This is a genomic window from Mycobacterium sp. KBS0706 (assembly GCF_005938675.2).
Lineage (GTDB): Bacteria > Pseudomonadota > Alphaproteobacteria > DSM-16000 > Inquilinaceae > Inquilinus.
This window is the reverse complement of sequence record NZ_VCCH02000012.1, coordinates 98,256-119,468: the sequence shown is the minus strand read 5'-3', so window position 1 is coordinate 119,468 and position 21,213 is coordinate 98,256. Positions and strand designations below refer to the sequence as shown.

Annotated in this window: 25 protein-coding genes and 1 tRNA gene; 19 read left to right on the top strand and 7 right to left on the bottom strand. The window is 69.3% G+C overall.

The window, feature by feature from the left end; all coding sequences use genetic code 11:
• Window positions 1–70 precede the first annotated feature (70 nt).
• The 9 genes from FFK22_RS09250 to FFK22_RS09210 all read left to right on the top strand — a co-directional run bounded on the left by FFK22_RS09250 (window position 71) and on the right by FFK22_RS09210 (window position 7,618).
• Complete coding sequence (locus FFK22_RS09250) at window positions 71–727, top strand: DUF2306 domain-containing protein (RefSeq protein WP_186002389.1); 657 nt, start codon at window positions 71–73, stop codon at window positions 725–727.
• Window positions 728–828: 101 nt separating this feature from the next.
• Window positions 829–1,815 (top strand): glycerophosphodiester phosphodiesterase family protein, encoded by a 987-nt coding sequence (locus FFK22_RS09245; RefSeq protein WP_138885964.1) that lies wholly within the window; start codon window positions 829–831, stop codon window positions 1,813–1,815.
• Between the two features lie 223 nt (window positions 1,816–2,038).
• A complete protein-coding gene (locus FFK22_RS09240; protein ID WP_138885965.1) occupies window positions 2,039–3,436 on the top strand; it encodes an amino acid permease in 1,398 nt (465 codons plus the stop codon).
• Window positions 3,437–3,496: 60 nt separating this feature from the next.
• Window positions 3,497–4,261, top strand: a complete 765-nt coding sequence (locus tag FFK22_RS09235) for a 5'-methylthioadenosine/adenosylhomocysteine nucleosidase (RefSeq protein ID WP_138885966.1) — start codon at window positions 3,497–3,499, stop codon at window positions 4,259–4,261.
• A 167-nt stretch (window positions 4,262–4,428) separates the two neighbouring features.
• Entirely contained in the window at window positions 4,429–4,896 is a 468-nt protein-coding gene (locus FFK22_RS09230) for an SgcJ/EcaC family oxidoreductase (RefSeq protein WP_138885967.1), read from the top strand.
• Window positions 4,897–4,938: 42 nt separating this feature from the next.
• On the top strand, window positions 4,939–5,448 hold the full coding sequence (locus FFK22_RS09225; RefSeq protein ID WP_138885968.1) for an anthrone oxygenase family protein: 510 nt from the start codon (window positions 4,939–4,941) through the stop codon (window positions 5,446–5,448).
• 95 nt (window positions 5,449–5,543) lie between these two features.
• Window positions 5,544–5,777, top strand: a complete 234-nt coding sequence (locus FFK22_RS09220) for a hypothetical protein (RefSeq protein ID WP_138885969.1) — start codon at window positions 5,544–5,546, stop codon at window positions 5,775–5,777.
• A gap of 78 nt (window positions 5,778–5,855) precedes the next feature.
• Window positions 5,856–6,455, top strand: a complete 600-nt coding sequence (locus FFK22_RS09215) for a flavin reductase family protein (protein WP_138885970.1) — start codon at window positions 5,856–5,858, stop codon at window positions 6,453–6,455.
• An 89-nt stretch (window positions 6,456–6,544) separates the two neighbouring features.
• Window positions 6,545–7,618, top strand: coding sequence for a lipid A deacylase LpxR family protein (locus tag FFK22_RS09210; RefSeq protein WP_138885971.1), 1,074 nt, complete (start codon window positions 6,545–6,547; stop codon window positions 7,616–7,618).
• 91 nt (window positions 7,619–7,709) lie between these two features.
• Here FFK22_RS09210 and FFK22_RS09205 read toward each other — a convergent pair whose 3' ends face one another.
• Both FFK22_RS09205 and FFK22_RS09200 read right to left on the bottom strand, forming a co-directional pair.
• Entirely contained in the window at window positions 7,710–8,627 is a 918-nt protein-coding gene (locus FFK22_RS09205; protein ID WP_138885972.1) for a pseudouridine-5'-phosphate glycosidase, read from the bottom strand.
• An 8-nt stretch (window positions 8,628–8,635) separates the two neighbouring features.
• Window positions 8,636–9,559 (bottom strand): PfkB family carbohydrate kinase, encoded by a 924-nt coding sequence (locus FFK22_RS09200; RefSeq protein WP_186002388.1) that lies wholly within the window; start codon window positions 9,557–9,559, stop codon window positions 8,636–8,638.
• Window positions 9,560–9,926: 367 nt separating this feature from the next.
• On the opposite strand from FFK22_RS09200, the gene FFK22_RS09195 reads away from it, so the two are divergent.
• From FFK22_RS09195 to FFK22_RS09175, 5 genes are all read left to right on the top strand, one after another.
• Window positions 9,927–10,343, top strand: coding sequence for a hypothetical protein (locus tag FFK22_RS09195; RefSeq protein WP_138885974.1), 417 nt, complete (start codon window positions 9,927–9,929; stop codon window positions 10,341–10,343).
• Between the two features lie 45 nt (window positions 10,344–10,388).
• A complete protein-coding gene (locus FFK22_RS09190) occupies window positions 10,389–11,405 on the top strand; it encodes a ligase-associated DNA damage response exonuclease (RefSeq protein WP_138885975.1) in 1,017 nt (338 codons plus the stop codon).
• Window positions 11,402–12,985, top strand: coding sequence for a cisplatin damage response ATP-dependent DNA ligase (locus FFK22_RS09185; RefSeq protein WP_138885976.1), 1,584 nt, complete (start codon window positions 11,402–11,404; stop codon window positions 12,983–12,985). Before FFK22_RS09190 ends, FFK22_RS09185 begins: the two co-directional genes overlap by 4 nt.
• Before the next feature lie 366 nt (window positions 12,986–13,351).
• Window positions 13,352–13,564, top strand: a complete 213-nt coding sequence (locus FFK22_RS09180; protein WP_138885977.1) for a hypothetical protein — start codon at window positions 13,352–13,354, stop codon at window positions 13,562–13,564.
• Between the two features lie 75 nt (window positions 13,565–13,639).
• Window positions 13,640–14,647, top strand: a complete 1,008-nt coding sequence (locus FFK22_RS09175) for a hypothetical protein (protein WP_138885978.1) — start codon at window positions 13,640–13,642, stop codon at window positions 14,645–14,647.
• A 34-nt stretch (window positions 14,648–14,681) separates the two neighbouring features.
• Here FFK22_RS09175 and FFK22_RS09170 read toward each other — a convergent pair.
• Window positions 14,682–14,756 (bottom strand) — tRNA-Thr (locus FFK22_RS09170).
• A 152-nt stretch (window positions 14,757–14,908) separates the two neighbouring features.
• On the opposite strand from FFK22_RS09170, the gene FFK22_RS09165 reads away from it, so the two are divergent.
• Genes FFK22_RS09165 through FFK22_RS09150 form a run of 4 tightly spaced genes read left to right on the top strand, consistent with a single transcriptional unit; the run spans window position 14,909 to window position 17,411 of the window.
• Window positions 14,909–15,094 carry a hypothetical protein gene (locus FFK22_RS09165; protein ID WP_138885979.1) on the top strand — a complete coding sequence of 62 codons (186 nt, stop codon included), beginning with the start codon at window positions 14,909–14,911 and terminating at the stop codon, window positions 15,092–15,094.
• A gap of 3 nt (window positions 15,095–15,097) precedes the next feature.
• The gene (gene dcd, locus FFK22_RS09160; protein ID WP_138885980.1) at window positions 15,098–15,652 is read left to right on the top strand and encodes a dCTP deaminase; all 555 of its coding nucleotides are present in this window, start codon (window positions 15,098–15,100) and stop codon (window positions 15,650–15,652) included.
• A gap of 33 nt (window positions 15,653–15,685) precedes the next feature.
• Window positions 15,686–16,969 (top strand): UDP-N-acetylglucosamine 1-carboxyvinyltransferase, encoded by a 1,284-nt coding sequence (gene murA, locus FFK22_RS09155; protein WP_138885981.1) that lies wholly within the window; start codon window positions 15,686–15,688, stop codon window positions 16,967–16,969.
• A 1-nt stretch (window position 16,970) separates the two neighbouring features.
• Window positions 16,971–17,411 carry a DUF2948 family protein gene (locus FFK22_RS09150; RefSeq protein WP_138885982.1) on the top strand — a complete coding sequence of 147 codons (441 nt, stop codon included), beginning with the start codon at window positions 16,971–16,973 and terminating at the stop codon, window positions 17,409–17,411.
• Window positions 17,412–17,416: 5 nt separating this feature from the next.
• Here FFK22_RS09150 and FFK22_RS09145 read toward each other — a convergent pair whose 3' ends face one another.
• The 3 genes from FFK22_RS09145 to FFK22_RS09135 are packed head-to-tail and all read right to left on the bottom strand — an operon-like array spanning window position 17,417 to window position 20,059.
• Window positions 17,417–18,232 (bottom strand): ABC transporter ATP-binding protein, encoded by an 816-nt coding sequence (locus FFK22_RS09145; protein ID WP_138885983.1) that lies wholly within the window; start codon window positions 18,230–18,232, stop codon window positions 17,417–17,419.
• Window positions 18,233–18,237: 5 nt separating this feature from the next.
• Window positions 18,238–19,215: an ABC transporter substrate-binding protein gene (locus FFK22_RS09140; protein ID WP_138885984.1), complete on the bottom strand. Its 978-nt coding sequence runs from the start codon at window positions 19,213–19,215 to the stop codon at window positions 18,238–18,240.
• Between the two features lie 34 nt (window positions 19,216–19,249).
• Window positions 19,250–20,059: an ABC transporter permease gene (locus FFK22_RS09135; protein WP_138885985.1), complete on the bottom strand. Its 810-nt coding sequence runs from the start codon at window positions 20,057–20,059 to the stop codon at window positions 19,250–19,252.
• Between the two features lie 189 nt (window positions 20,060–20,248).
• On the opposite strand from FFK22_RS09135, the gene FFK22_RS09130 reads away from it, so the two are divergent.
• Complete coding sequence (locus tag FFK22_RS09130) at window positions 20,249–20,449, top strand: hypothetical protein (protein ID WP_138885986.1); 201 nt, start codon at window positions 20,249–20,251, stop codon at window positions 20,447–20,449.
• Between the two features lie 18 nt (window positions 20,450–20,467).
• Here FFK22_RS09130 and FFK22_RS09125 read toward each other — a convergent pair whose 3' ends face one another.
• Window positions 20,468–21,187, bottom strand: coding sequence for an ABC transporter ATP-binding protein (locus FFK22_RS09125; protein ID WP_138885987.1), 720 nt, complete (start codon window positions 21,185–21,187; stop codon window positions 20,468–20,470).
• Window positions 21,188–21,213 lie beyond the last annotated feature (26 nt).

Here is a 21,213-nt window from a genome sequence, read left to right as displayed (position 1 = left end):
CCCGCGGACGAAATCCCCCGGACATCTGGATCCGGCCTTCTGGTCCGGCAACAAGCTGGAGCAGATCAGCATGGTCGCGATAGAGCCGGTACGGCGGTCCTTCCGTTTGCCACGCGCGAAGACGGTGGTCTTCGCGCTGATCCTGGCGATGACGGTCTATGTCATCGGCCACAACGAGCGCTTCCTGGTCGAACCCGACAACCCGGTGTGGCAGCACTACCGGTCCTTCCAATGGTGGCTGCTGCCGCATGGCGTGGCCGGAGCCAGCGCGCTGCTGCTGGCGCCGCTGCAGTTCTCCGACCGGCTGCGCCGGCGCTTCGCCGTGGTGCACCGCGTGGTGGGCCGGATCTATGTCGCCGGCGTCTTCGTCTTCGCGCCGCTGGGCGCCTATATCCAGTGGATCAACGAGGCGGCGGGGGCCTCGCGCTCCTTCACCGTCGCCGCGATCGTCGACGCCGTGCTCGTGATGGTGACGACCGGGATCGGCCTCGCCTTCGCGCTGAAGGGCAGGATCCCGCAGCACCGGCAATGGATGACCCGCAGCTACGCGGTGGCGCTGACCTTCTTCGAGGGCCGCCTGATCCTCGGCCTGACCGGACTCGACCGGCCGCCCGATCCCGCGGTGGCCGAGATCGTGGTCTGGAGCTGCGTGGCGCTGGCGGTGCTGGTCGGCGACCTGGCCAACCAGTGGTCCGAGATGCAGAGCGGCCGGCGGTCCCCGAGGTAGCGCAGGCTGGCGCCGCGACATCCAACGGTCACGGCGCCGCACTGTTTCGGCCATGATCCGCGATCAGCCTGCGCCGCCACGGCCACCTATCGGAGCAGTTGATGAACCGCCGGACACGCAAGCGCCCGCTGGTTGCCTTCGTCGCCCTGGGTGCATTCGCCGCGTTCGTGTTTTTCAACAACAGCTCGTTGCTGCAAGGCGCGCCGGGCGGGACGCCGGTGCTGGTGTCGCATCGCGGCCTGGCCCAGGGCTTCGACCGGAAGGGGCTGGCCGGCGACACCTGCACCGCGGCCCGGATGCTGCCGCCGGAGCATCCCTATCTCGAGAACACCATCGCCTCGATGCGCGCCGCCTTCGAGCTCGGCGCCGGTGCGGTCGAGATCGACGTCCAGCCGACCACGGACGGGCATTTCGCTGTGTTCCACGACTGGACCGTCGACTGCCGCACCGAAGGCCATGGCGTCACCCGCGAGCACAGCCTGGCGGAGCTGCAGGCGCTGGACATCGGCCACGGCTACACTGCTGACGGCGGCAAGTCCTTCCCGTTCCGGGGCAAGGGCGTCGGGCTGATGCCGTCGCTGGACCAGGTGCTGGAGGCCTTCCCCGGGCGCCGCTTCCTGCTGAACGTCAAGAGCAACGACCCGGCCGAGGGGGAACTGCTGGCCGGGTATCTCGCAGCCCTGCCGGCAGATCGCCGCGACCTGCTGGCCGCGTATGGCGGCGACCGGCCGATCGCGGTGCTGCGCGAGCGGCTGCCCGGTTTCCGGTCGATGTCCCGCGCCTCGATCAAGGACTGCTTCGTCAATTACGCCGCGCTGGGCTGGACCGGCCATGTGCCGGAGTCCTGCTGGCGATCGGTGCTGCTGGTGCCGTCGAATGTCGCACCGTGGCTGTGGGGCTGGCCGCACCTTTTCGTCGTCCGGATGGAGGCGGTGGGCACGCCGGTCTTCCTGATCGGCCCATGGGGCGGCGGCTTCTCCGAAGGCATCGACGATCCGGCGCTGGTGGCCGATCTGGTGGCCGATGGCTATGCCGGCGGCATCGAGACCGACCGGATCGATCGTCTGGGTCCCGTTCTGAAGAAGTGAACCGAGACAATCCATCCTTGCTGATAGCGATTTCCAGATGATCCGTGATCTTTCGTCGTACAAACATCGGCTCATTTTTAATCATTATTTTCGAATTATCCTTTGTGACAGGACGGATAATACGACACGAAATTATGTAATAACGGAGATGCGGTTTTTCCTTTCCCTCCTAAGATGCCGGCCGACGGGCTTCAGGCCCAGAGGAACATCAGGAGGAAGCGCGATGGGCCCCGTGAGCCAATCGTCCGGTGCCGATGGTGGCGATCTCGCCCGCAAGCTGAAGAGCCGCCACATCCACATGATCGCGATCGGCGGCGCCATCGGCGTCGGCCTGTTCCTCGGCTCCGGCAAGGCGATCGCCAAGGCCGGGCCGGGGCTGCTGCTGAGCTACGCCATCGGCGGCATCGCCATCTTCTTCATCATGCGGGCGCTGGGCGAGCTGCTGCTGCACAAGCCGGTGGCCGGGTCCTTCGCCACCTATGCCGAGGAGTTCGTCGGCCCCTTCGCCGGCTTCGCCACCGGCTGGTCGTACTGGTTCATGTGGGTGGTGATCGGCATGGCCGAGATCACCGCGGTCGGCGTCTATGTGCACTATTGGCTGCCGGAGGTGCCGCAATGGATCCCGGCGCTGGCGACGCTGGCGGTGCTGACCCTGGTCAACATCGTGGCGGTGCGGCTGTTCGGCGAGCTCGAATTCTGGTTCGCGCTGATCAAGGTGGTGACCATTGTGGCGCTGATCGTCGGCGGCCTGGCCGTGATCGTGTTCGGCATCGGCGATCTGGGCCAGGGGGCCAGCGTCACCAACCTGTGGTCGCAGGGCGGCTTCCTGCCCTTCGGCATGCTCGGCGCCGTGCTGGCGCTGCAGATGGTGATGTTCGCCTATCAAGGGGTGGAGCTGATCGGCGTCACCGCCGGCGAGGCCGAGAACCCGGCCGAGGTGCTGCCGCGCGCCACCAACAGCATCATCTGGCGCATCCTGATCTTCTACCTGGGGGCGCTGGCGGTGATCATGTCGCTGCTGCCCTGGACCCAGCTGGACCCGAATGCCAGCCCCTTCGTCTTCGTGTTCGACAAGCTGGGGCTCAGCGCCGCGGCCGACGTCATCAACCTCGTGGTCATCACCGCCGCCGCCTCGTCCTGCAACAGCGGGCTGTTCAGCAACGGCCGGATGCTGTTCACCCTGGCCCGGTCCGGCCAGGCGCCGCGCGCCTTCGCCCGGGTCAGCCGCAACCATGTACCGGTGGCGGGCATCCTCGCCTCGGCCGCGGTGATGCTGATCGGCGTCGGGCTGAACTATGTGGTGCCGGAAGAGGCCTTCATCTGGGTCACCAGCATCTCGCTGGTCGGCAGCCTGTGGACCTGGGGCATCATCATGATCGCCCATCTCGGCTACCGCCGCGCCGTGGCCCGGGGCGAAGCCGCGCCGGTTGCCTTCCGCATGCCCGGCGCGCCGGTCGCCAACTGGCTGGTGGTGGCATTCCTGGTGCTGGTTGCGGTGTTCCTCGGGTTCGACCCGTCGACCCGGGTGGCGCTCTATGTCGCGCCGGTGTGGTTCGCGCTGCTGATCGCAGGTTTCCTGCTGACCGGCGGCCGGAGCCGGCCCGCGCTCGGCCTGTCCTGACCCTTTGCGCCGGCCGCACGACCGGGGCATAAGGGGCGGCGACGGACAGCGGAGGGTGCGATGCGTGCGGATGGACCGATCGGGCTGATGGCGGCGATCCCGCAGGAGCTGGCGGCGCATGACGACCTGGTGGTGCGCACCGAGCGCGAGATCGCCGGCTGCCGGTTCCGCCTCGGCCGCCTCGGCACCCGCGACCTGGTGGCGGTCGAGGCCGGCATCGGCAAGAGCCACGCCGCCATGGTCGCGACGCTGCTGCTGCAGGAGTTCAAATGCAGCTCGCTGCTGTTCTCCGGTGTCGCCGGCGGCCTCGACCCGGACCTCGACATCGGCGATGTGGTGGTGGCCGACCGGCTGGTCATGCACGACTATGGCGCCCGGGTCGGCGGCCGGCTGAAACCCTACCAGCCCGGAGTGCCGCCGCTGCCGGGATTTCCGGAAGAGGCCGGCTACAGCCTGGACCAGAACCTCAGAGAGAAGATCAGGGACGCTCTCGAAGGTCTTGATATTGGTGGATTCGGTGCCGCAGCGACCGGCGGCGAGCCGCACCGGTCGCGACTGATCTTCGGCACCATCCTGACCGGCGACATCTTCCTCAACGACGCGCAGGAGCGCGAGCGGCTGCAGCGCGAATTCGGCGGCGTCGCCATCGAGATGGAGGGCGCGGCGGTGGCGGCGGTGGCCGAGCGCTTCGGCGTGCCCGTGGTGGTGGTCCGGGCGCTCAGCGACCTGGCCGGCAGCGAGAGCCACATGGACTTTCCCGCCTTCCTCGACGTCGCCGCCCGCATCGCCGCCCGCGTCGTCGGGCGGATCTCGACGGTGCTGTAGCCGGGCCGGATCGCTACCACACAGTCCGAGACAGGCGAGCGGCCGGGTCGACCGGCGGTCGCATTGCCATGTTTTAAGATGATCTAACCTCCTTGCAGGTTATAGTCTTCGCAGAGATCCGGCACCCATCCCAAGCCGGACCGGCAAGTTGCAAGGAGGAGCCCCCGATGACGATCCGTCTTCCGTTCGCCGCCTTCATGCTCGGCACGTCGCTGTCCCTGGCCGCCGCGGCGGCCACGCCGGAGCAGGACCTGGCCTCGGCCAAACCGGTGATCGAAAAGGCCAATGCCGACTGGGTGCCGGCGCTGCAGGCGGGCGACGTCCATCGTGCCGCCGAGCCCTTCGCCGACGACGCCATGTTCATCCTCGGCAATGGCAGGACCGTCGCCGGCCGGGCGGCGATCGAGGATTTCCTCAAGGAACGGCTGACGCCGGGAAGCAAGATCACGGGCGGCACCATCCAGCAGGACGGGATCCAGGTGATCCGCGACGGGCTGATCTATGAATGGGGCCATGGCGGCACCACCAAGGTCGACGCCAAGGGCGAGAGCCATACCTCCGCCGGGCTCTATCTCACGGTGTGGCAGCGCAACCCATCGGGGCAGTGGCAGATCATCCGCAACCTGAACTTCTGAGGGAGTCGGCCCGTTTCCTTCGGGAACCGGAGGAGACGGCACATGCTCTCGATCCTGGAGGTGCTCAGCCTTTGCCTGGTGGCGCTGGCCCTGACGCCGGCCCTGGCCCATGCGCTGGAACGGCCCGGCAAGATGCGTCTCGGCAAGGAGGCGTATCTGGCCGTGCAGCCGATCTACTATCCCGGCTTCACCTGGGCCGGCGGCCTCGGCGAGGCGGCGGGCATGGTGGCCGTGCTGGTCCTGCTGCTGCTGACGCCGATCGGCAGCGCCGATTTCTGGTGGGTTGCGGCGGCGTTCGTCGCCCTGGTCGCCATGCACGCCGTCTATTGGCTGCTGACCCATCCGGTGAACGGGTTCTGGCTGCGGAACCGGGATTTGAAGCGCATGGGCAAGGGCTTCTTCGCCTTCGACCCGCTGCATCGCACCGCTTCGGACACGCCGGTCGAGGAGAACTGGACCGCCTATCGCGACCGATGGGAGCGCTCGCATGTCGTGAGAGCCATTCTGGCGGCGATCGGTTTTCTAATGCTCGCCATCAGCGTCGCGCTCTGACAACCGGGCTGCTTCGTCCAGCATGGGCTCGACAGGCGCGCTGCGGGTGACATCATGGTCCTGACCGTCGGCCCGAAACCGGGCAGGAGGAGGCCATGGACGCAGCGATCATCGAGGAATACGCCCAGAAGCTCCGGGCGGCCGGCACGGGGGCGACGCTGGTGCTGTTCACCCGCGGCGGACACGAGCATCCGGCCCACGACTTGCGGACCGCGCGCGACCTCGTCTACCTGACGCATGAGGGCACCGAGACCGTGATCCTGCGGTCGGAGGTCGTCGCGATCCGGTTCCGGGACGCCAAGGCAGGGACGTCCAGGGTGGGGTTCTGACCCGCACCGGCCCGGTCCGTCTTGAATCGCGGGCACCGTATCCTCTTCTATCGAGTTCCCGGAACCGCGAGATCACCCATGGATTACGAACCCCGGCTGCGCGATCACGGCCTGCCGCACGACCCGTTCAAGGCCCTGGTGGTGCCGCGGCCGATCGGCTGGATCAGCACGATCAGTCCCGACGGCGTGGTCAACCTGGCGCCCTACAGCTTCTTCAACGCGGTGGCCGACCGGCCGCCGATGGTGATGTTTGCGCCCAGCGGACCGAAGGATTCGCAACGCAACGCCGAGGCGACGGGCGAGTTCGTGGCCAGCCTCGCCACCTGGGACCTGCGCGAGCAGATGAACACGACCTCGGCCTCGGTCGGGCCGGAGGTCAGCGAGCCCGAGCTGGCCGGGCTGGAGATGGCGCCGTCGCGGCTGGTCAGGCCGCCGCGGGTGGCGGCCGCCGCCGCGGCGTTGGAATGCCGGTGGGTCAAGTCGGTGCCGCTGACCACCGCCGCGGGCGAGACGGTGCCGGGCGCCATCGTGATCGGCGAGGTGGTGTCGATCCATATCGACGAATCGGTGATCGTCGATGGCCGCATCGACCTCGCGTCGCGGCGCGCGATCTCGCGGCTCGGCTATATGGATTACGGCGTGCTCGACACTGTGTTCAGCATGCAACGCCCGCGCTGAACCACCCCTCCGGCCGGGAACCGTTGCGCTGCCCTGCCGTTCCGTTTGCCGAGGAGCCTGGTGACGGGCTGTGAGGGAAGGGGAGCAGGATGGGTTTTTGCACCGGGTTCCGGTGGTCTTCAGTTTCAGTCGTGGCCGGCGTCGCGCTGCTGCCGGCCATCGCTTCAGCCCAGGAGGTACCGGTCGAGCCGAAGCGGCCGGCGATCATCACCTCGACGCCACAGGCGCCGCGGCCGCTGGACGAGGATCCGGGGGCCTTCATCAGCTTCGGCCTCGAGAACGACCTCTTTGCCAACACCGACCGCGGCTACACCAACGGCTTCCGCTTCGCCTATACCAGCTCGGAGACCGGGACGCCGGACTGGCTCGCCACCGCGGCCCGCGCCTTCCCGCTGTTCCCCGACGCCGCGCCGATCCGGTCCACCTTGTCCTTTGGCCAGAATCTCTACACGCCGAAGGACATCTCGCTGCGCGACCCGGACCCGAACGACCGGCCCTATGCCGCCTGGCTCTACGGCAGCGCCGCGGTGCTGGCGGATTCGGGCGACCGGCTGGACCGGCTCGAACTGCAGATCGGCGTCGTCGGCCCCTATGCCATCGGCGAGCAGGTGCAGAACACGGTGCACGGCATCATCGGCGCGGAGAAGGCGCATGGCTGGAAGCACCAGCTGAACAACGAGCCGGGCGTGCTCCTGAGCTATGAGCGCACCTGGCGCAGCCTGTACGCCGCGGCGCCGCTGGGCATCGGCTTCGACCTGTCACCCTATGTCGGCGCCACCGTCGGCAACGTGCTGACCCAGGCCTCGGCCGGCGCCACGGTGCGGCTCGGCTTCGATCTGCCGGCCGATTACGGGCCGCCGCGGATCCGGCCCAGCGTGCCGGGGTCGGACTTCTTCATCCCGACCAGCGGCTTCAGCTGGTACCTGTTCGCCAGCGTCGAGGGACGGGCCGTGGCCCGCAACATCTTCCTCGACGGCAACACCTTCGAGGACAGCCCGCACGTTACCAAGAACCCGCTGGTCGGCGACCTGCAGCTCGGCATCGCGGTCCAGATCGACGACCTCCGCATCGCCTACACCCATGTCTACCGGACGCAGGAATTCGAGGAGCAGAAGGACCATTTCAGCCAGTACGGGGCCTTCACCCTGTCCTGGCGGTTCTGAGGGACCTGGTCGCGTAGGCTGGGTTCGCGGCACGCGAACCCAGCGGCTGCTCCGACGGCGGGAGTGTTGGGTTCGCCTTCGCGAACCCAACCTACACGGTAAGCGTCGCCCAGGCCTTCGCAATTCGCGCGCCGACCCGGGCGTTGTGCTCGACCAGAGCGATGTTGGCGATCAGGCTGCGGCCATCGGTGAGCTCGACGATGCGGGCGAGGAGATAGGGTGTCACCGCCTTGCCGGCGATTCCGTCACGGTCGGCATCGGCCAGCGCGGCGGCGATCACGGCGTCGATCTCCGCCTCCGGCAAGGCGTGCGCCTCCGGGATCGGGTTGGCGATCACCGCCCCGGCCGGGAAGCCCAGCGCCGCTTGGGCGGCCAGCACGGCCGCCACCTCTTCCGGCGTGTCGCGGCGCAGCGCCAGGGCCAGGCCACTCGACCGGCAGAAGAAGGCGGGCAGAGTGTCGGTGCCGTAGCCGATCACCGGCACGCCTCGGGTCTCCAGATATTCCAGCGTCTTCGGCAGGTCGAGGATCGACTTGGCGCCGGCACACACCACCGCCACCGGCGTGCGCGCCAGCTCCTCGAGGTCGGCGGAGATGTCGAGGCTGGTCTCGGCGCCGCGATGCACGCCGCCGATGCCGCCGGTGGCGAACACGCGGATGCCGGCGAGATGGGCGGCGATCATGGTCGCCGCCACGGTGGTGGCGCCCAGCCCGCCCGCGGCCAGGATCGGGCCCATGTCGCGGCGCGACAGCTTGGCCACGTCCTTCGCCGTCGCCAGCCGCTCGAGCAACGCGTCGTCGAGACCGACATGGATCCGCCCGTCGGCCACCGCGATGGTCGCCGGCACTGAACCTTCTTCGCGGATGATCGCCTCGACCCGGCGCGCCATCTCCAGATTCTGCGGATACGGCATGCCGTGCGAGATGATGGTGCTCTCCAGCGCCACCACCGGACGTCCGGCAGCCAGGGCGGCGGAGACCTCGGGGGCGATCGACAGCAGGCTGTTCATCAGGATCCTCACGCGGAGAGGGCGCGCCGGCGCAGCGCGTCGACGGTCAGGGTGTCGGGCACGGCGGTCGGCGCCTCCAGCGCCAGCGCCGCGGCGGCGCGGCCGAGCCGGGCGGCCTCGGCCAGGGGCAGCCCGGTGACCAGGCCGTAGAGCGTCCCGGCAGCGGCGGCGTCGCCAGCGCCGGTGACGTCGACGATCTCCGCCGGGCAGGCGGCGACTGCGGCCTCACCCGCCGCATCGGCGACCAGCGCCCCGGCATCGCCGCGGTTCAGCACGACGTGGCCGACGCCCTCGGCCCGCAGCCGGCGCAGCGCCGTCCAGGCCGTGGCCTCGTCGGCGACCGGCTGGCCGGTGATCGCCTCGGCCTCGTCGCGGTTCAGGCACAGCAGGTCGATGCGGCCCAGCAGGCGGCGCAGTTTCTCGGCTTTCGGCGAGGACACGGCGTCGACCGCCACCAGCATCGGCCGGCCCGGATGGGACAGCACCGCGGCCAGCCCCTCCGCCGGCAGGTTGGCGTCGACGAACCACGCGGAGGCTGGCTGCGCCGCCGCCAGCGCCGGAGCGAGGGCCTCCGGCCCGATCTCGTCATAGATGCCCATATCAGCGATCGCGACCGCCATCTCGCCCCCAGGCTCCAGCACCGCGGTGTAGCTGGCGGTGCCACTGCTCTCCGACCGGCCGACCAGGGACAGATCGAGGCCCAGCCGCGCCATCTCCGCCAGGATCCGCTCGGCCGATGGGTCGGACCCCAAGCGGCTGACCAGGCCGACCGGCAGGCCCAGCCGGGCCAGGGTCTCGGCCACGTTGCGGGCGACGCCGCCCAGGCTGGTGCGGATCGTCACCGGGTTCGAGGTGCCGAGGCGGACGGCGCGATGGGCGCGGGCCTGGCGGTCGATATGGGCGGCGCCGAAGCACCAGACGGGCAGGGTCATGCAGTCTCTCGTCGGATCGCGCGCACCCTGCGTCCGCCGTCGGCGAAAGGCAAGGTTCAGTCCGCATTTCTCACCCTCCTTGCGCCCTGCGTCGCCTTGCGGTGAGTCGGATGTGGGCGCGGGCTGCGAAGAGCGTATCAGGTCATACGGTCGAGCGGCCCGCGCCCGCAGGCGGCCGCCGCAAGGCGACCCTTCGGGCCATCGTCCCATGCCGGGAGGGTGCGTCGAACGGCTTGCCCGATGCCCCCGCATCGCGCTGCGCCGCTCTCCTGCCCTCCCGGCATGGGACGATGGCGCAGGGCACAACGAGGGTGAGAAATGCGGACTAGGGTTGCGCCGCGCCGCCGCAGCCGGCAGCATCCCGGCCATGCGCCGCCTCATTCTCCTGATCGTCCTGCTGTTCGCCGGCGCGGCCTTGGCCCAGGGGCAGGCGGTGCCGGCCGGCACCTATCGCGGGCAGGTCACCTCGGGCGGCGTGCTGGCGCCGTCGATGCTGACCTTCCAGCCGGAGAAGCGCGGCGGCTGCTACCACGTGATCGACTCCACCGCCGGCCCCTATGACGGACAGCTCAGCGACGGCGAATCGCTGGGCGGGGGGCTCTATCGCTTCACCTGGAGCGACAAGTTCGGCACCGGCAGCGTGACCTTCGCCTTCAAGGACGGCGGGTCCGGGTTCAGCGGCAAATGGTACTTCGCCGACCAGCTCGCCGGCGTCTGGCTGGGCAAGCGGGCCGAGGGCGAGGACCTGCCATGCAAGACGATCCCGGTGGCGTCGCTGGACTGAACCGGCGTTTGGCATCGCCTCGATCCGTCCCATATCCTTGAGGCCATGCCGACCCTCCGCCCCGACCAGTGGATCCGAGTCCAGCCCGAGGGCCTGCTGGTGGTGCCCGGCGGGTTCCATATCGACCCGATGCGGCCGGTCGAGCGGGCGCTGGTCACCCACGGCCATTCCGATCATGCCCGGCCGAACAACCGCGCGGTGCTGGCGACGGCGGAGACGCTGGCGATCATGCGCGCCCGCTACGGCGAGGAGGCCGGCCGCAGCCTGCAGCCGGCGGCACTGGGCGAGACCCAGCGGATCGGCGAGGTCGACGTCACCTTCGTACCGGCCGGCCACGTCCTGGGCTCGGCCCAGATCGTGCTGGAGCATGCCGGCAGCCGGGTCGTCCTGTCCGGCGACTACAAGCGCCGGCCGGACCAGACCTGCCTGCCGTTCCAGCCGGTGGTCTGCGACGTCTTCGTCACCGAGGCGACCTTCGGCCTGCCGGTGTTCCGCCACCCGCCGGACAGGGAGGAGATCGGCAAGCTGCTGCACTCCATCGCCCTGTTCCCGGAGCGGGCGCATCTGGTCGGCGTCTACGTCCTCGGCAAGGCCCAGCGGGTGATCCGGCTGCTGCGCCAGGCCGGATGGGACCGGCCGATCTATATCCATGGCGCGCTGCAGGCCTTGTGCGATCTCTACGAATCGCTCGGCGTGCCGCTCGGGCCGCTGCTGCCGGCCACCGAGGCGTCCACGGCCGAGCTGGCCGGGCAGATCGTGCTGGCGCCGCCCTCGGCCAGCGCCGACCGCTGGTCGCGCCGCCTGCCGGATCCGGTGGTGGCCGCCGCCTCGGGCTGGATGCGGGTGCGCCAGCGCGCCCGGCAGGGCGGGGTCGAGCTGCCGCTCATCATCTCCGACCACGCCGATTGGGACGAGCTCTGCGCCACGATCGAGGAGGTGGAAGCCGGCGAGGTCTGGGTCACCCATGGCCGGGAGGAGGCGCTGATCCACCAGGTCCGCAAGTCCGGCCGCGCCGCCCGGGCCCTGGCGCTGATCGGCTTCGAGGAGGACGACAGCGCATGAAGGCGTTTGCGGCGCTGATCGAGGGGCTGGTCTACATGCCGTCGCGCAACGGCAAGCTCCGGCTGCTGGCGGATTATTTCGAGCACACGCCGGACCCGGACCGCGGCTGGGCCCTGGCGGCGCTGACCGGCAATCTGAGCTTCGCCGCGGCCAAGGCCTCGACCATCCGCAACCTGGCGATCGAGCGGGTCGACGAGGCGCTGTTCGGCTGGTCCTACGACTTCGTCGGCGATCTGGCCGAGACCGTGGCGCTGATCTGGCCGCCGAAGCCGGGCGCCAACCGCGAGCCGACCATCACCGAAGTGGTGGAGGAGCTGCGCGCCACCTCGCGCGCCGCGGCGGCGCTGCTGATCGAACGCTGGCTCGACGCACTGGCGGCGTCGGAACGCTTCGCCCTGCTGAAGCTCATCACCGGCGCGCTGCGGATCGGCGTCTCGGCGCGCCTCGCCAAGGTGGCGCTGGCGGAATGGGGCGGCCAGCCGGTCGACGAGATCGAGGAGCTGTGGCACGCGCTGGAGCCGCCCTATGAGGAGCTGTTTATCTGGCTGTCGGGGCAGGGGCCGAAGCCGGAGATCGGCGACCGCGCCACCTTCCGGCCGCTGATGCTGGCGCATCCGCTGGAGGCCGAGGACATCGCCGGGCTGGACCCCGCCGCCTACCGGGCGGAGTGGAAATGGGATGGCATCCGGGTGCAGGTGGTGGGCCGCGGCGACCGGCCGCCGCGGATCTATTCGCGCAGCGGCGACGACGTCACCGGCGCCTTCCCAGACCTGGCCGACACCATTCGCTTCCACGCCGTGCTGGACGGCGAGCTGCTGGTGGCGCGGGACGGGGCCGTCGCCCCGTTCAACGACCTGCAGCAGCGGTTGAACCGCAAGGCGATCTCGGCCCGGATGATGCAGGAGTACCCGGCCTGGGTGCGGCTCTACGACATCCTGTTCGAGGGCGAGGAGGATCTGCGGCCGCTGCCCCTCGACGCCCGGCGCGTGCGGCTCGAGTCCTGGATCGGGCGGGAGCGGCCGGCGCGGATGGACCTGTCGCCGATGATCCCGTTCGAGAGCTGGGACGAGCTGGCCACGCTGCGCGACAACGCCCGGGCTCAGGCGATAGAGGGGCTGATGCTGAAGCGCGGCGACAGCGACTATGTCGCCGGCCGGCCGAAGGGGCCCTGGTTCAAATGGAAGCGCGGCGCGCTGACCCTCGACACCGTGCTGATGTACGCCCAGCGCGGCCACGGCAAGCGGTCGTCCTTCTACTCCGACTATACTTTCGGCACGTGGCGGACGGAGCCGGAGGGCGAGCGGCTGGTGCCGGTGGGCAAGGCCTATTTCGGCTTCACCGACGAGGAACTGGCGCAGCTCGACCGCTGGGTGCGCAACCACACGGTCAAGCGCTTCGGGCCGGTGCGCGAGGTCGAGCCGCGCCTGGTGCTCGAGGTGGCCTTCGACAGTGTCCACCGCTCCACCCGCCACAAATCCGGAGTCGCGATGCGATTCCCCCGGGTCCACCGTATCCGCTGGGACAAGCCGGCCGCCGAAGCCGATCGGCTGGAGACGCTGGAACGAATGATCGTCGAGTAATACTACTGTTTCACATCACCTTCACTTGACAATGAATTTTATGCGCATTGCCTGCGTATTAAGCGTTGACAGTCATCGCCCGCTGCGCGAGGGTCGGCGGCAAGAGCGACCCCTCATGAAGGCCGCCGAGCACTTGATGCCAGCAGACGAGTCGCGCCCCGCAGAGGGCGAGGGGCCGGGCGCTTTCTTCTGAAGGTCGCGGCCAAGGACACGGAAGGATGAGATGTTGGCAAGCTGCACCGGACTGCCCCTCCCGACCTCGGATCATCCGGCCGGGCGATGGCGGAACTGACGGCTCGGCCGTCCTGTTCTCCCGTCGCTTCCGTCATTGCCAGGCGCTGTGCGCCGTCTCCGCAGAGGTCCATCATGGTTCGTTCCGAAGCGTTCACGATCGAGGTCGCGGGCGAGGCGGTCGGCATTGTCGTCGCCCAGAAGCGCGGCTTCCGTTTCTACGCTTCCGATTCCCGGTTCCAGCATCTCGAGGGACATGATTTCCGGACCGTCCCGGATGCCGAGCGCGCCGCCCGCGACCTCGGCCGCACGGCGCCGCTGCCGCGGGCCGCGGGCATCGCCAGCTGAGGCACGCGACCGCCCCTCGCCCCTCTCGCGAATCTTCGCCAGACTGATCTGCGGAGCGTAGCCGCGGAGACTGTGATGCGTTTCGGTGTGGTGATTGCCGCCGCGGTCGCGGTGTGGCTGGGGCTCGGCGCCACGCCGGCATCGGCCCAGTTCGATATCCACTTCTTCGCCATCCACTGTGAGCATGACGACGAGATCGCGGCCGGCGATCGCACGGCCATTGAGCAGGCCGGGCTCGATTTCGCGCGCAGGGTCGTCGATGGCGATCTCGACGGTGCCTATGGCCGGCTGACTCCCGAGGCTGCGCAGGCCATGGGGCGCGACAGCTTCGACAATTCCGTGCGCTCGATCGCCAGCCAGGTCAGCCCGTTCCAGGATCCGGCCGTCCGCCGCACGTTGCTTCTGACCGGGGCGGAGAAGGGCGGCGGCGCGATGCCCTGCGGCACCTTCGATCCGGCCGAAGGCAAGGTCACGGTGAGATACGGGAAGGCCGCGAAGCAGGGCTATGCCGTTATCGAGGGCAAGAGCGGGCATCAGCGCTGGACCTTCGTCCTGTGGATGATCGCCGGCCCGGACTGGCGCGTCGCCCATTTCCAGGTGGCGCTGACCACGATCGCCGGGCGGTCGGTCATGGACCTGCTGAACGCGGCCAGGAGCGAACGCGACAAGGGCCACGCCTTCACCACCTTCCTGCTCTATGACTGGGCCGGGCGGCTGGTGGAGCGCGGCCCGAATCTGCAGATCGCGCTGCAGTCGGAGATTCGGAAGGAAGCCGATGCGGCTCCATTGCAGCGGCCGAAGGAGTTGCAGGGGGCTTGGCCCCGTGCCTGGTCCCTGGGCGGGCAGACCTTCACGATCGGCGAGATCGGCCCCTACGATGTCGGCGGAGAGCTGTTTCTGAAGCTGGTGCAGGATGTCGGGCCGTGGACCGACGACGCCGATGCGGACCGGCGCAACCGGGACTTGATCCAGGCCTTCACCGCGGCGTTCCCGGATGACGCGTCGGCATTCGCCGGGTTGGTCGTTTTCGCCCGCGACGTGAAGGGAAACCGGCTCCACCGCACCATCGACCGCCGCAGCTGACGGCCGGTCGCGAGGAACGGGATGTCGAGAATACTGGTGCTGCCGCTGAGGATTGAACTCAGGACCTCTCCCTTACCAAGGGAGTGCTCTACCACTGAGCTACGGCAGCCCGGCCCTTCAAGGCGGCGCGGAACCTGCCATAGCGTCGGGGGTGGTGCAAGCGCTTTTCCGAGGGGCTTGTCGATTGTCTCCGGGAACGGTGCGCGCCACCGTTCCGCACCGGTTGCGTAACGGCGTCGCATCGGCCATACCAAAGCCGAAATGACCGATCAGCGTCGTCCCCCGGCCGCCAAGCCCGCAGCCCCGTCGCGCCAGGAGCGCGAGGCGGCGGCGCTGCGCGCCAACCTGGCGCGGCGCAAGGCGCAGAGCCGGGGGCGGGCGGCGGTCGAGGACGAGACGAGTGCGCCGGACGACGAATCCGGCCGCGACGATGAGGCGAGGGGTTAGGCCGTGACGATCATGTCCGATATCTGGATCCGCGAGCGGGCGCTCCAGGACAAGATGATCGACCCCTTCGTCGAGCGGCAGAAGCGCGAGGGCACGATCTCCTATGGCCTGTCGAGCTACGGCTACGACGCCCGCGTCTCCGACGAGTTCCTGGTCTTCACCAATGTCGACAGCGCCCTGGTCGATCCGAAGAACTTCGATCCGAAGAGCTTCGTCGAGCGCAAGGGCCCGGTCTGCATCATCCCGCCGAACAGCTTCGCTTTGGCCCGCACGGTCGAGTATTTCCGCATCCCGCGCGACGTGCTGGTGATCTGCCTGGGCAAGTCGACCTATGCCCGCTGCGGCATCATCGTCAACGTCACGCCGCTGGAGCCGGAATGGGAGGGCCATGTGACGCTGGAATTCTCCAACACCACGCCGCTGCCGGCCAAGATCTATGCCCATGAGGGCGCCTGCCAGTTCCTGTTCCTCAAGGGCGACCAGCCCTGCGAGGTGTCCTATGCCGACCGGGCCGGCAAATACATGGGCCAGCGCGGCGTCACCCTGCCGAAGCTGTAGCGTCATCTCATACCGGGGCCCGGGGGAGCCAAGATGGACAAGATTCGTATCCGGGGCGGGCGGCCCCTGCAGGGCCGGCTGCCGATCAGCGGGGCGAAGAACGCGGCGCTGCCGCTGATGGCTGCGGCGCTGCTGTCGGACGAGACGCTAACCCTGACCAACCTGCCGCATCTGGTCGACATCTCGACCCTGGCGACGCTGCTGGCCCAGCACGGCGTCGAGATCGCGCTGAACGGCGCCGCCTCCGACGGGGCGCAGGGAAGGGTGATCGAGCTGACCGCCCGCCGCATCCGCAGCACCACCGCCCCCTACGACCTGGTGCGGAAGATGCGCGCCAGCGTTCTGGTGCTGGGGCCGCTGGTGGCGCGCGAGGGCCATGCCAAGGTGTCGCTGCCCGGCGGCTGCGCCATCGGCAGCCGGCCGGTCGACCTGCACATCATGGGGCTGGAGCAGCTCGGCGCCGAGATCGAGGTCACCGAGGGCTACATCAACGCCCGCGCCCCGAACGGGCTGCAGGGCGCCCGCATCGTGTTCCCGAAGGTCTCGGTCGGCGCCACCGAGAACCTGATGATGGCGGCGTCGCTGGCCCGCGGCGAGACCGTGCTGGTCAATGCGGCGCGCGAGCCGGAGATCGTCGACCTCGCCGTCTGCCTCACCGCCATGGGGGCGCAGATCGAAGGGGCGGGGACCGACACCATCCGGATCCAGGGCCGCGAGCGGCTGCACCGGGCCACCCACCGCATCGTCGCCGACCGGATCGAGACCGGCACCTATGTCATGGCCGCGGCCGCGACCGGCGGCGAGGTCGAGCTGGTCGGCACGAGCCTGCATCTGATCGAGGCGGCGGCCGACGTGCTGCGCGGCGCCGGGGTCGAGTTCGAGCCGACGGCCGACGGCTTCAAGGTGCGCCGCAGCGGCGACCTGGTCGGCGTCGACGTGATGACCGAGCCCTATCCCGGCTTCCCGACCGACCTGCAGGCCCAGATGATGGGTCTGATGACGGTGGCCAAGGGCGCCTCGATGATCACCGAGACGATCTTCGAGAACCGCTTCATGCATGTGCCGGAGCTGGCGCGGATGGGCGCCAACGTCACCGTGCACGGCGCCTCGGCCCTGGTGCGCGGCGTGCCGAAGCTGACCGGCGCCCCGGTGATGGCGACCGACCTGCGCGCCAGCGTCTCGCTGGTCATCGCGGGGCTGGTGGCCCAGGGCGAGACGGTGCTGAACCGGGTCTACCACCTCGACCGCGGCTATGAGCGGCTGGAGGAGAAGCTGGCCGGCTGTGGCGCCGACATCACCCGGCTGAAGAGCGACTGAGATGGCGCCCGACACGACCGTTCCCCTGCGCCTGCGGGCGCGCGACGCGGACGACCTCGCGGTGCTGTCCGCGGCGCTGCAGGATGCGATCGTGCCGGTGCACGACATGACTTTCCTGCGGTCCGACCGCTGCTTCGTGATGGCGCTGAACCGCTTCTGCTGGGAGCTGCCGGCGCAGCTGGTCGACGGCCAGGAGTTCTGGCAGCGCACCCTATGCGGCGTGCGCGTCCAGGGCGTCGAGGCGGTGCAGAGCCGGAAGCTCGACCTGGGCGAGCGGTCGCGGATGCTGGACCTGCTGGCGGTGACGGCGGAGGAGGGCGGCATCCTGCTGAGCTTCGCCGGGGACGTGACCCTGCGCCTGGCCGGCGCCGGCATCGACGTGATGCTGGAGGACCGCGGCGAGCCTTGGCCGACGCCGCAGAAGCCGCAGCATCCGGACTGACCGGGTCAGTCCAGCCCGCCCTGGGCGCGGAAATGGCCGCGGATGCGCTGGGTCAGCTCGACGAAGCGCGGATCGCCCAGGATGTCGAGCGACCGTGGCTTCGGCATCGGCACGTCGTACACCGCTGCGATCGATCCCGGCCGCTCGCTCATCACCAGCACCCGGTCGGCCAGGAACACAGCCTCCGGAATCGAATGGGTGATCAGGAGGATGGTCTTGCGGGTCTCGCGCTGAATCCGCTGCAGCTCGACATTCATCCGCTCGCGCGTCATGGCGTCGAGCGCACCGAAGGGTTCGTCCATCAGCACGATCGGCGGGTCGGTCACCAGCGCCCTGCACAGCGACACCCGTTGCTGCATGCCGCCGGACAGCTGCCAGGGCAGCTTGGCCTCGAACCCCTCCAGCCCGACCATGCGCAGCAGTTGCCGGGCGCGCTCGAGATGCGGGTCGCGCGGCAGGCGCTTGACCTCGACCGGCATCATCACATTGGCCAGGACGTTGCGCCACGGCAGGAGGAGCGCGTTCTGGAACACGATGCCGGCATCGCCATGCGGCCGGTCGACCGTGCGGCCGCCGAGGCGGATCCGGCCGGTGCTGGGCGGCAGCAGGCCGGCGATCATGCGCAGCAGCGTGGACTTGCCGCAGCCGGACGGGCCGACCAGCACCAGGAACTCGCCCTCGTCGATGGTGAAGTCCAGTGGCGCCAGCGACGGCACCTCGCCGTCGCGGCTGCGGTAGGTCTTCGACACGCCCTCGACGGCGATGACGGCGGGGCTCGATGCCTCCGCCGTCTCGACCAGATGCAGCTTTGCCTTCCCCATTCCCGTCACTTCGGCAGGAACTCGTTGGTGTAGAAGGCCTTCGGATCGCTCGCCGCATCGGCGGCGACGCCGCCATATTCGACCAGCAGCTTCACGGTCTCGGCCATGTTGGCGTCGGTGACGCGGAACGGCCGCTGCCCCTGGGTCTCCTCGGTCCGGTACAGCGGGATGGTGCGCTCGAAGCCCTCCTGCAGCGTTTCCGGCTTGCCCGCCTTGGGCAGCGCCGCCAGCGTCGCCGCGGTGGCCTCGGCCGGCGCCTTCTCAGCCGCCTCGACCGACCGGGTCGTCGCCGCCATGAAGCGGCGGATCAGGTCGGGATTCTCGGTCAGCAGGTCCTTCTGCACGACGATGCCCGAGGACACCATGTTGACCCCGTAATCGGCGAACAGGATCGGGGTGACGTCCTTGCCCGTCGCGTCCTTGATCTTCATGCTCTGGTCCATCGCATAGCCCAGCAGCAGGTCGGCCTGGCCGTTGATCACGGCGTTCAGCTTGGTCTGGGCGTCGCCCGAGACGGTCTTGAAGTCGCTCTCCGAGAGGCCGGTCTTCTGCAGGAAGAAGGGCCAGATCTGCGACAGCGAATCGCCGGGCGTGGTGGCCACGGTCTTGCCCTTGATGTCCTCCGGCTTGCGGATGCCTTTGTCGGTGAAACCCATCACCGACATCGGGCTCTTCTGCAGCAGCACCCCGACCGAGACCAGCGGCGCGCCCTTGGCCGCGGCCTTGATCATGGTCGGCACGTCGAAATAGCCGAAGCCGACGGTTCCGGCGGCCACCGCCTGGGCGGTCATGGCCGAGCCGCGGCCCTCCTGGATCTCCAGGTCGATGCCCTGGTCGGCGTAGAAGCCCTTGGCCTTGCCGTAGAAGAACGGCGTGTGCTCGCCATAGACGTACCAGTTCAGCATCAGCACGACCTTGTCGGCCGCCTGGGCCGAGCCGGCCATGAGCAGGACGCCGAGGGCGACCAGCAGGCTGCGGATCATGGTTCTTCCTCCCCCTGTGATTGGTTGCGCCGCGTCAGGCGGCGAGGATCAGCTCCCGGCGCCGGCTGGCGTGCCAGGGAATCACCAGGCGCTCGACGACATCGACCAGCCAGAACAGCACGACGCCGAGCAGCGCCAGGATCACCAGCGCCGCGAACATGGTCGGCAGCTCGAAATTGCCGATCGAGCGCTGCAGCACGAAGCCGATGCCGGAATTGGCGCCGACGAACTCGCCGACCACGGCGCCGACCACGGCCAGCGTCACCGAGACCTTGAGGCCGGAGAAGATCGCCGGCATCGCCGCGGGCAGACCGACCATGCGGAACACCTGCCAGCGGCTGGCGGCCATGGCCCGGGCCAGGTCGAGCGTGTCGGGGTCGAGCGATTTGAAGCCCTGCACCGCCGAGACCACGACCGGGAACACGCCGAGCAGGAAGGCCGAGATCACCTTGGGCTCGAGCCCGAAGCCGAACCAGACGACGAAGAGCGGCGCGATCGCCACCTTCGGGATCGACTGCGAGAACACCAGCAGCGGATAGACATAGGCCTCGACCGTGCGGGAGCCTGCGATCAGCATCGCGGTCGGGATGCCGATCGCGGCCGACAGCAGGAAGCCCAGCACGGTGGCGACGGTGGTGGGCACCGATTGCGCCAGCAGCTCCGGCCCGTCGCGCCACAGGGTGACGATCACGTCCCAGGGCGCCGGCACCTGATACGGCGGCAGCCGGAACACCCGGATCGCCAGGTCCCACAGCACGATGATGATCAGCAGCAGGATGACCGGCCGGATCCAGCCCGCCTGTAAGAGGCTGAGCGCGCGGCCCTTCGCGCTTCGCGATCCCATCGGCGTCTCCCGGTCGCGGGCTTTGGCCCGGCAGAATTTAACCCGTTGGTTAAAATCCTGCTGTGGAGCGGGGCAGGGGTCAAGAGGGGGAAGTGCGAGGAGCCAGCCCTTCCTTTGGTCGTCATTCCCGCGAAAGCGGGAATCTCTCGCCAGTCAGGCCGTGACGAGATCCCCGCTTTCGAAAGCGGGATGACGAGGTTCGTTTGGGACGATGGTAGCCGCGATCGGCGTGCAGACGCGCGCAGGCTCCGCCACGCCGGCGAGCTGCGGGTGGTGACGTCCGGGGCGGTCCAGGTGGTCTATGTCGACGTCAACGGCGACAAGGTCTCGGACTTCGCCATCAACGTCACCGCCGACCATGCCCGGACGGTCAGCGACTTCGTGCTGTAGCCAAGGCCGGGCCAGGCGTCACTCCACCATGGCGACGCAGGCGACGTGGCCGTCGGCGCGGACCAGCCGGATCGGCACGCCATAGGCGCCCGACAGAGTGTCCTCCGTCAGCAGGGCGGCGGTCGGGCCCAGCTGCGGCGGGTGCGACGGCGACAGGATCAGGGTCCGTTCGGCCAGCGCATGGGCGTGGTCGGGGGCGTGGGTGGTGAAGATCACGCCCAGTCCCTGGCGTGCCAGCCGGCGAACCAGCGCCAGGAAGCGGGCCTGGTTGGCGAAGTCGAGATGGGCCGTCGGCTCGTCCAGGATCATCAGCGCCGGCCCCTGCGCCAGCACCCGTGCGATCTGCACCAGCTGCTGCTCGCCGCCGCTGATCTCGGTGTAGGGCGCATCGACCAGATGGGCGATGCCCAGCGTCGCCAGCGCCTCTTCGGCCCGGGCCGCATCCTCCCGCCCGGGCACGCCGAACCAGCCGAGATGCGGCGCCTGGCCCATCTCGACCACGGCGCGGACCGGGAAGGCGAAGACGGATTGGTGGCTCTGCGGCACCAGCGCCAGATGGCGTGCGATTTCGGCCCGGCCCAGCGTGGCGATCGGCCGGCCGGCGATTCGGACGGTGCCGGCGGTCGGCGGCACCAGCCCGGCCAGGCAGCGCAGCAGCGTCGACTTGCCGATGCCGTTCGGGCCCAGCACGCACAGGATCTCGCCGGCCGAGACGTCGAGGCCGACGCCCTCGAACACCGCCGCGCCCGGCCGGGATAGGTGAA

What these genes read in the sequence shown, in the direction of transcription:
- FFK22_RS09150 (WP_138885982.1), top strand. Translation starts at nt 16,971, where the DNA reads ATGGCGCCCGACACGACCGTTCCCCTGCGCCTGCGGGCGCGCGACGCG.
- FFK22_RS09240 (WP_138885965.1), top strand. Translation starts at nt 2,039, where the DNA reads ATGGGCCCCGTGAGCCAATCGTCCGGTGCCGATGGTGGCGATCTCGCC.
- FFK22_RS09140 (WP_138885984.1), bottom strand. Translation starts at nt 19,215, where the DNA reads ATGATCCGCAGCCTGCTGGTCGCCCTCGGCGTCCTGCTCATGGCCGGC.
- FFK22_RS09235 (WP_138885966.1), top strand. Translation starts at nt 3,497, where the DNA reads ATGCGTGCGGATGGACCGATCGGGCTGATGGCGGCGATCCCGCAGGAG.
- FFK22_RS09225 (WP_138885968.1), top strand. Translation starts at nt 4,939, where the DNA reads ATGCTCTCGATCCTGGAGGTGCTCAGCCTTTGCCTGGTGGCGCTGGCC.
- FFK22_RS09145 (WP_138885983.1), bottom strand. Translation starts at nt 18,232, where the DNA reads ATGGGGAAGGCAAAGCTGCATCTGGTCGAGACGGCGGAGGCATCGAGC.
- FFK22_RS09210 (WP_138885971.1), top strand. Translation starts at nt 6,545, where the DNA reads ATGGGTTTTTGCACCGGGTTCCGGTGGTCTTCAGTTTCAGTCGTGGCC.
- FFK22_RS09245 (WP_138885964.1), top strand. Translation starts at nt 829, where the DNA reads ATGAACCGCCGGACACGCAAGCGCCCGCTGGTTGCCTTCGTCGCCCTG.
- FFK22_RS09220 (WP_138885969.1), top strand. Translation starts at nt 5,544, where the DNA reads ATGGACGCAGCGATCATCGAGGAATACGCCCAGAAGCTCCGGGCGGCC.
- murA (WP_138885981.1), top strand. Translation starts at nt 15,686, where the DNA reads ATGGACAAGATTCGTATCCGGGGCGGGCGGCCCCTGCAGGGCCGGCTG.
- FFK22_RS09215 (WP_138885970.1), top strand. Translation starts at nt 5,856, where the DNA reads ATGGATTACGAACCCCGGCTGCGCGATCACGGCCTGCCGCACGACCCG.
- FFK22_RS09250 (WP_186002389.1), top strand. Translation starts at nt 71, where the DNA reads ATGGTCGCGATAGAGCCGGTACGGCGGTCCTTCCGTTTGCCACGCGCG.
- FFK22_RS09190 (WP_138885975.1), top strand. Translation starts at nt 10,389, where the DNA reads ATGCCGACCCTCCGCCCCGACCAGTGGATCCGAGTCCAGCCCGAGGGC.
- FFK22_RS09180 (WP_138885977.1), top strand. Translation starts at nt 13,352, where the DNA reads ATGGTTCGTTCCGAAGCGTTCACGATCGAGGTCGCGGGCGAGGCGGTC.
- FFK22_RS09135 (WP_138885985.1), bottom strand. Translation starts at nt 20,059, where the DNA reads ATGGGATCGCGAAGCGCGAAGGGCCGCGCGCTCAGCCTCTTACAGGCG.
- FFK22_RS09185 (WP_138885976.1), top strand. Translation starts at nt 11,402, where the DNA reads ATGAAGGCGTTTGCGGCGCTGATCGAGGGGCTGGTCTACATGCCGTCG.
- FFK22_RS09205 (WP_138885972.1), bottom strand. Translation starts at nt 8,627, where the DNA reads ATGAACAGCCTGCTGTCGATCGCCCCCGAGGTCTCCGCCGCCCTGGCT.
- FFK22_RS09195 (WP_138885974.1), top strand. Translation starts at nt 9,927, where the DNA reads ATGCGCCGCCTCATTCTCCTGATCGTCCTGCTGTTCGCCGGCGCGGCC.
- FFK22_RS09230 (WP_138885967.1), top strand. Translation starts at nt 4,429, where the DNA reads ATGACGATCCGTCTTCCGTTCGCCGCCTTCATGCTCGGCACGTCGCTG.
- FFK22_RS09165 (WP_138885979.1), top strand. Translation starts at nt 14,909, where the DNA reads ATGACCGATCAGCGTCGTCCCCCGGCCGCCAAGCCCGCAGCCCCGTCG.
- FFK22_RS09175 (WP_138885978.1), top strand. Translation starts at nt 13,640, where the DNA reads ATGCGTTTCGGTGTGGTGATTGCCGCCGCGGTCGCGGTGTGGCTGGGG.
- FFK22_RS09130 (WP_138885986.1), top strand. Translation starts at nt 20,249, where the DNA reads ATGACGAGGTTCGTTTGGGACGATGGTAGCCGCGATCGGCGTGCAGAC.
- FFK22_RS09200 (WP_186002388.1), bottom strand. Translation starts at nt 9,559, where the DNA reads ATGACCCTGCCCGTCTGGTGCTTCGGCGCCGCCCATATCGACCGCCAG.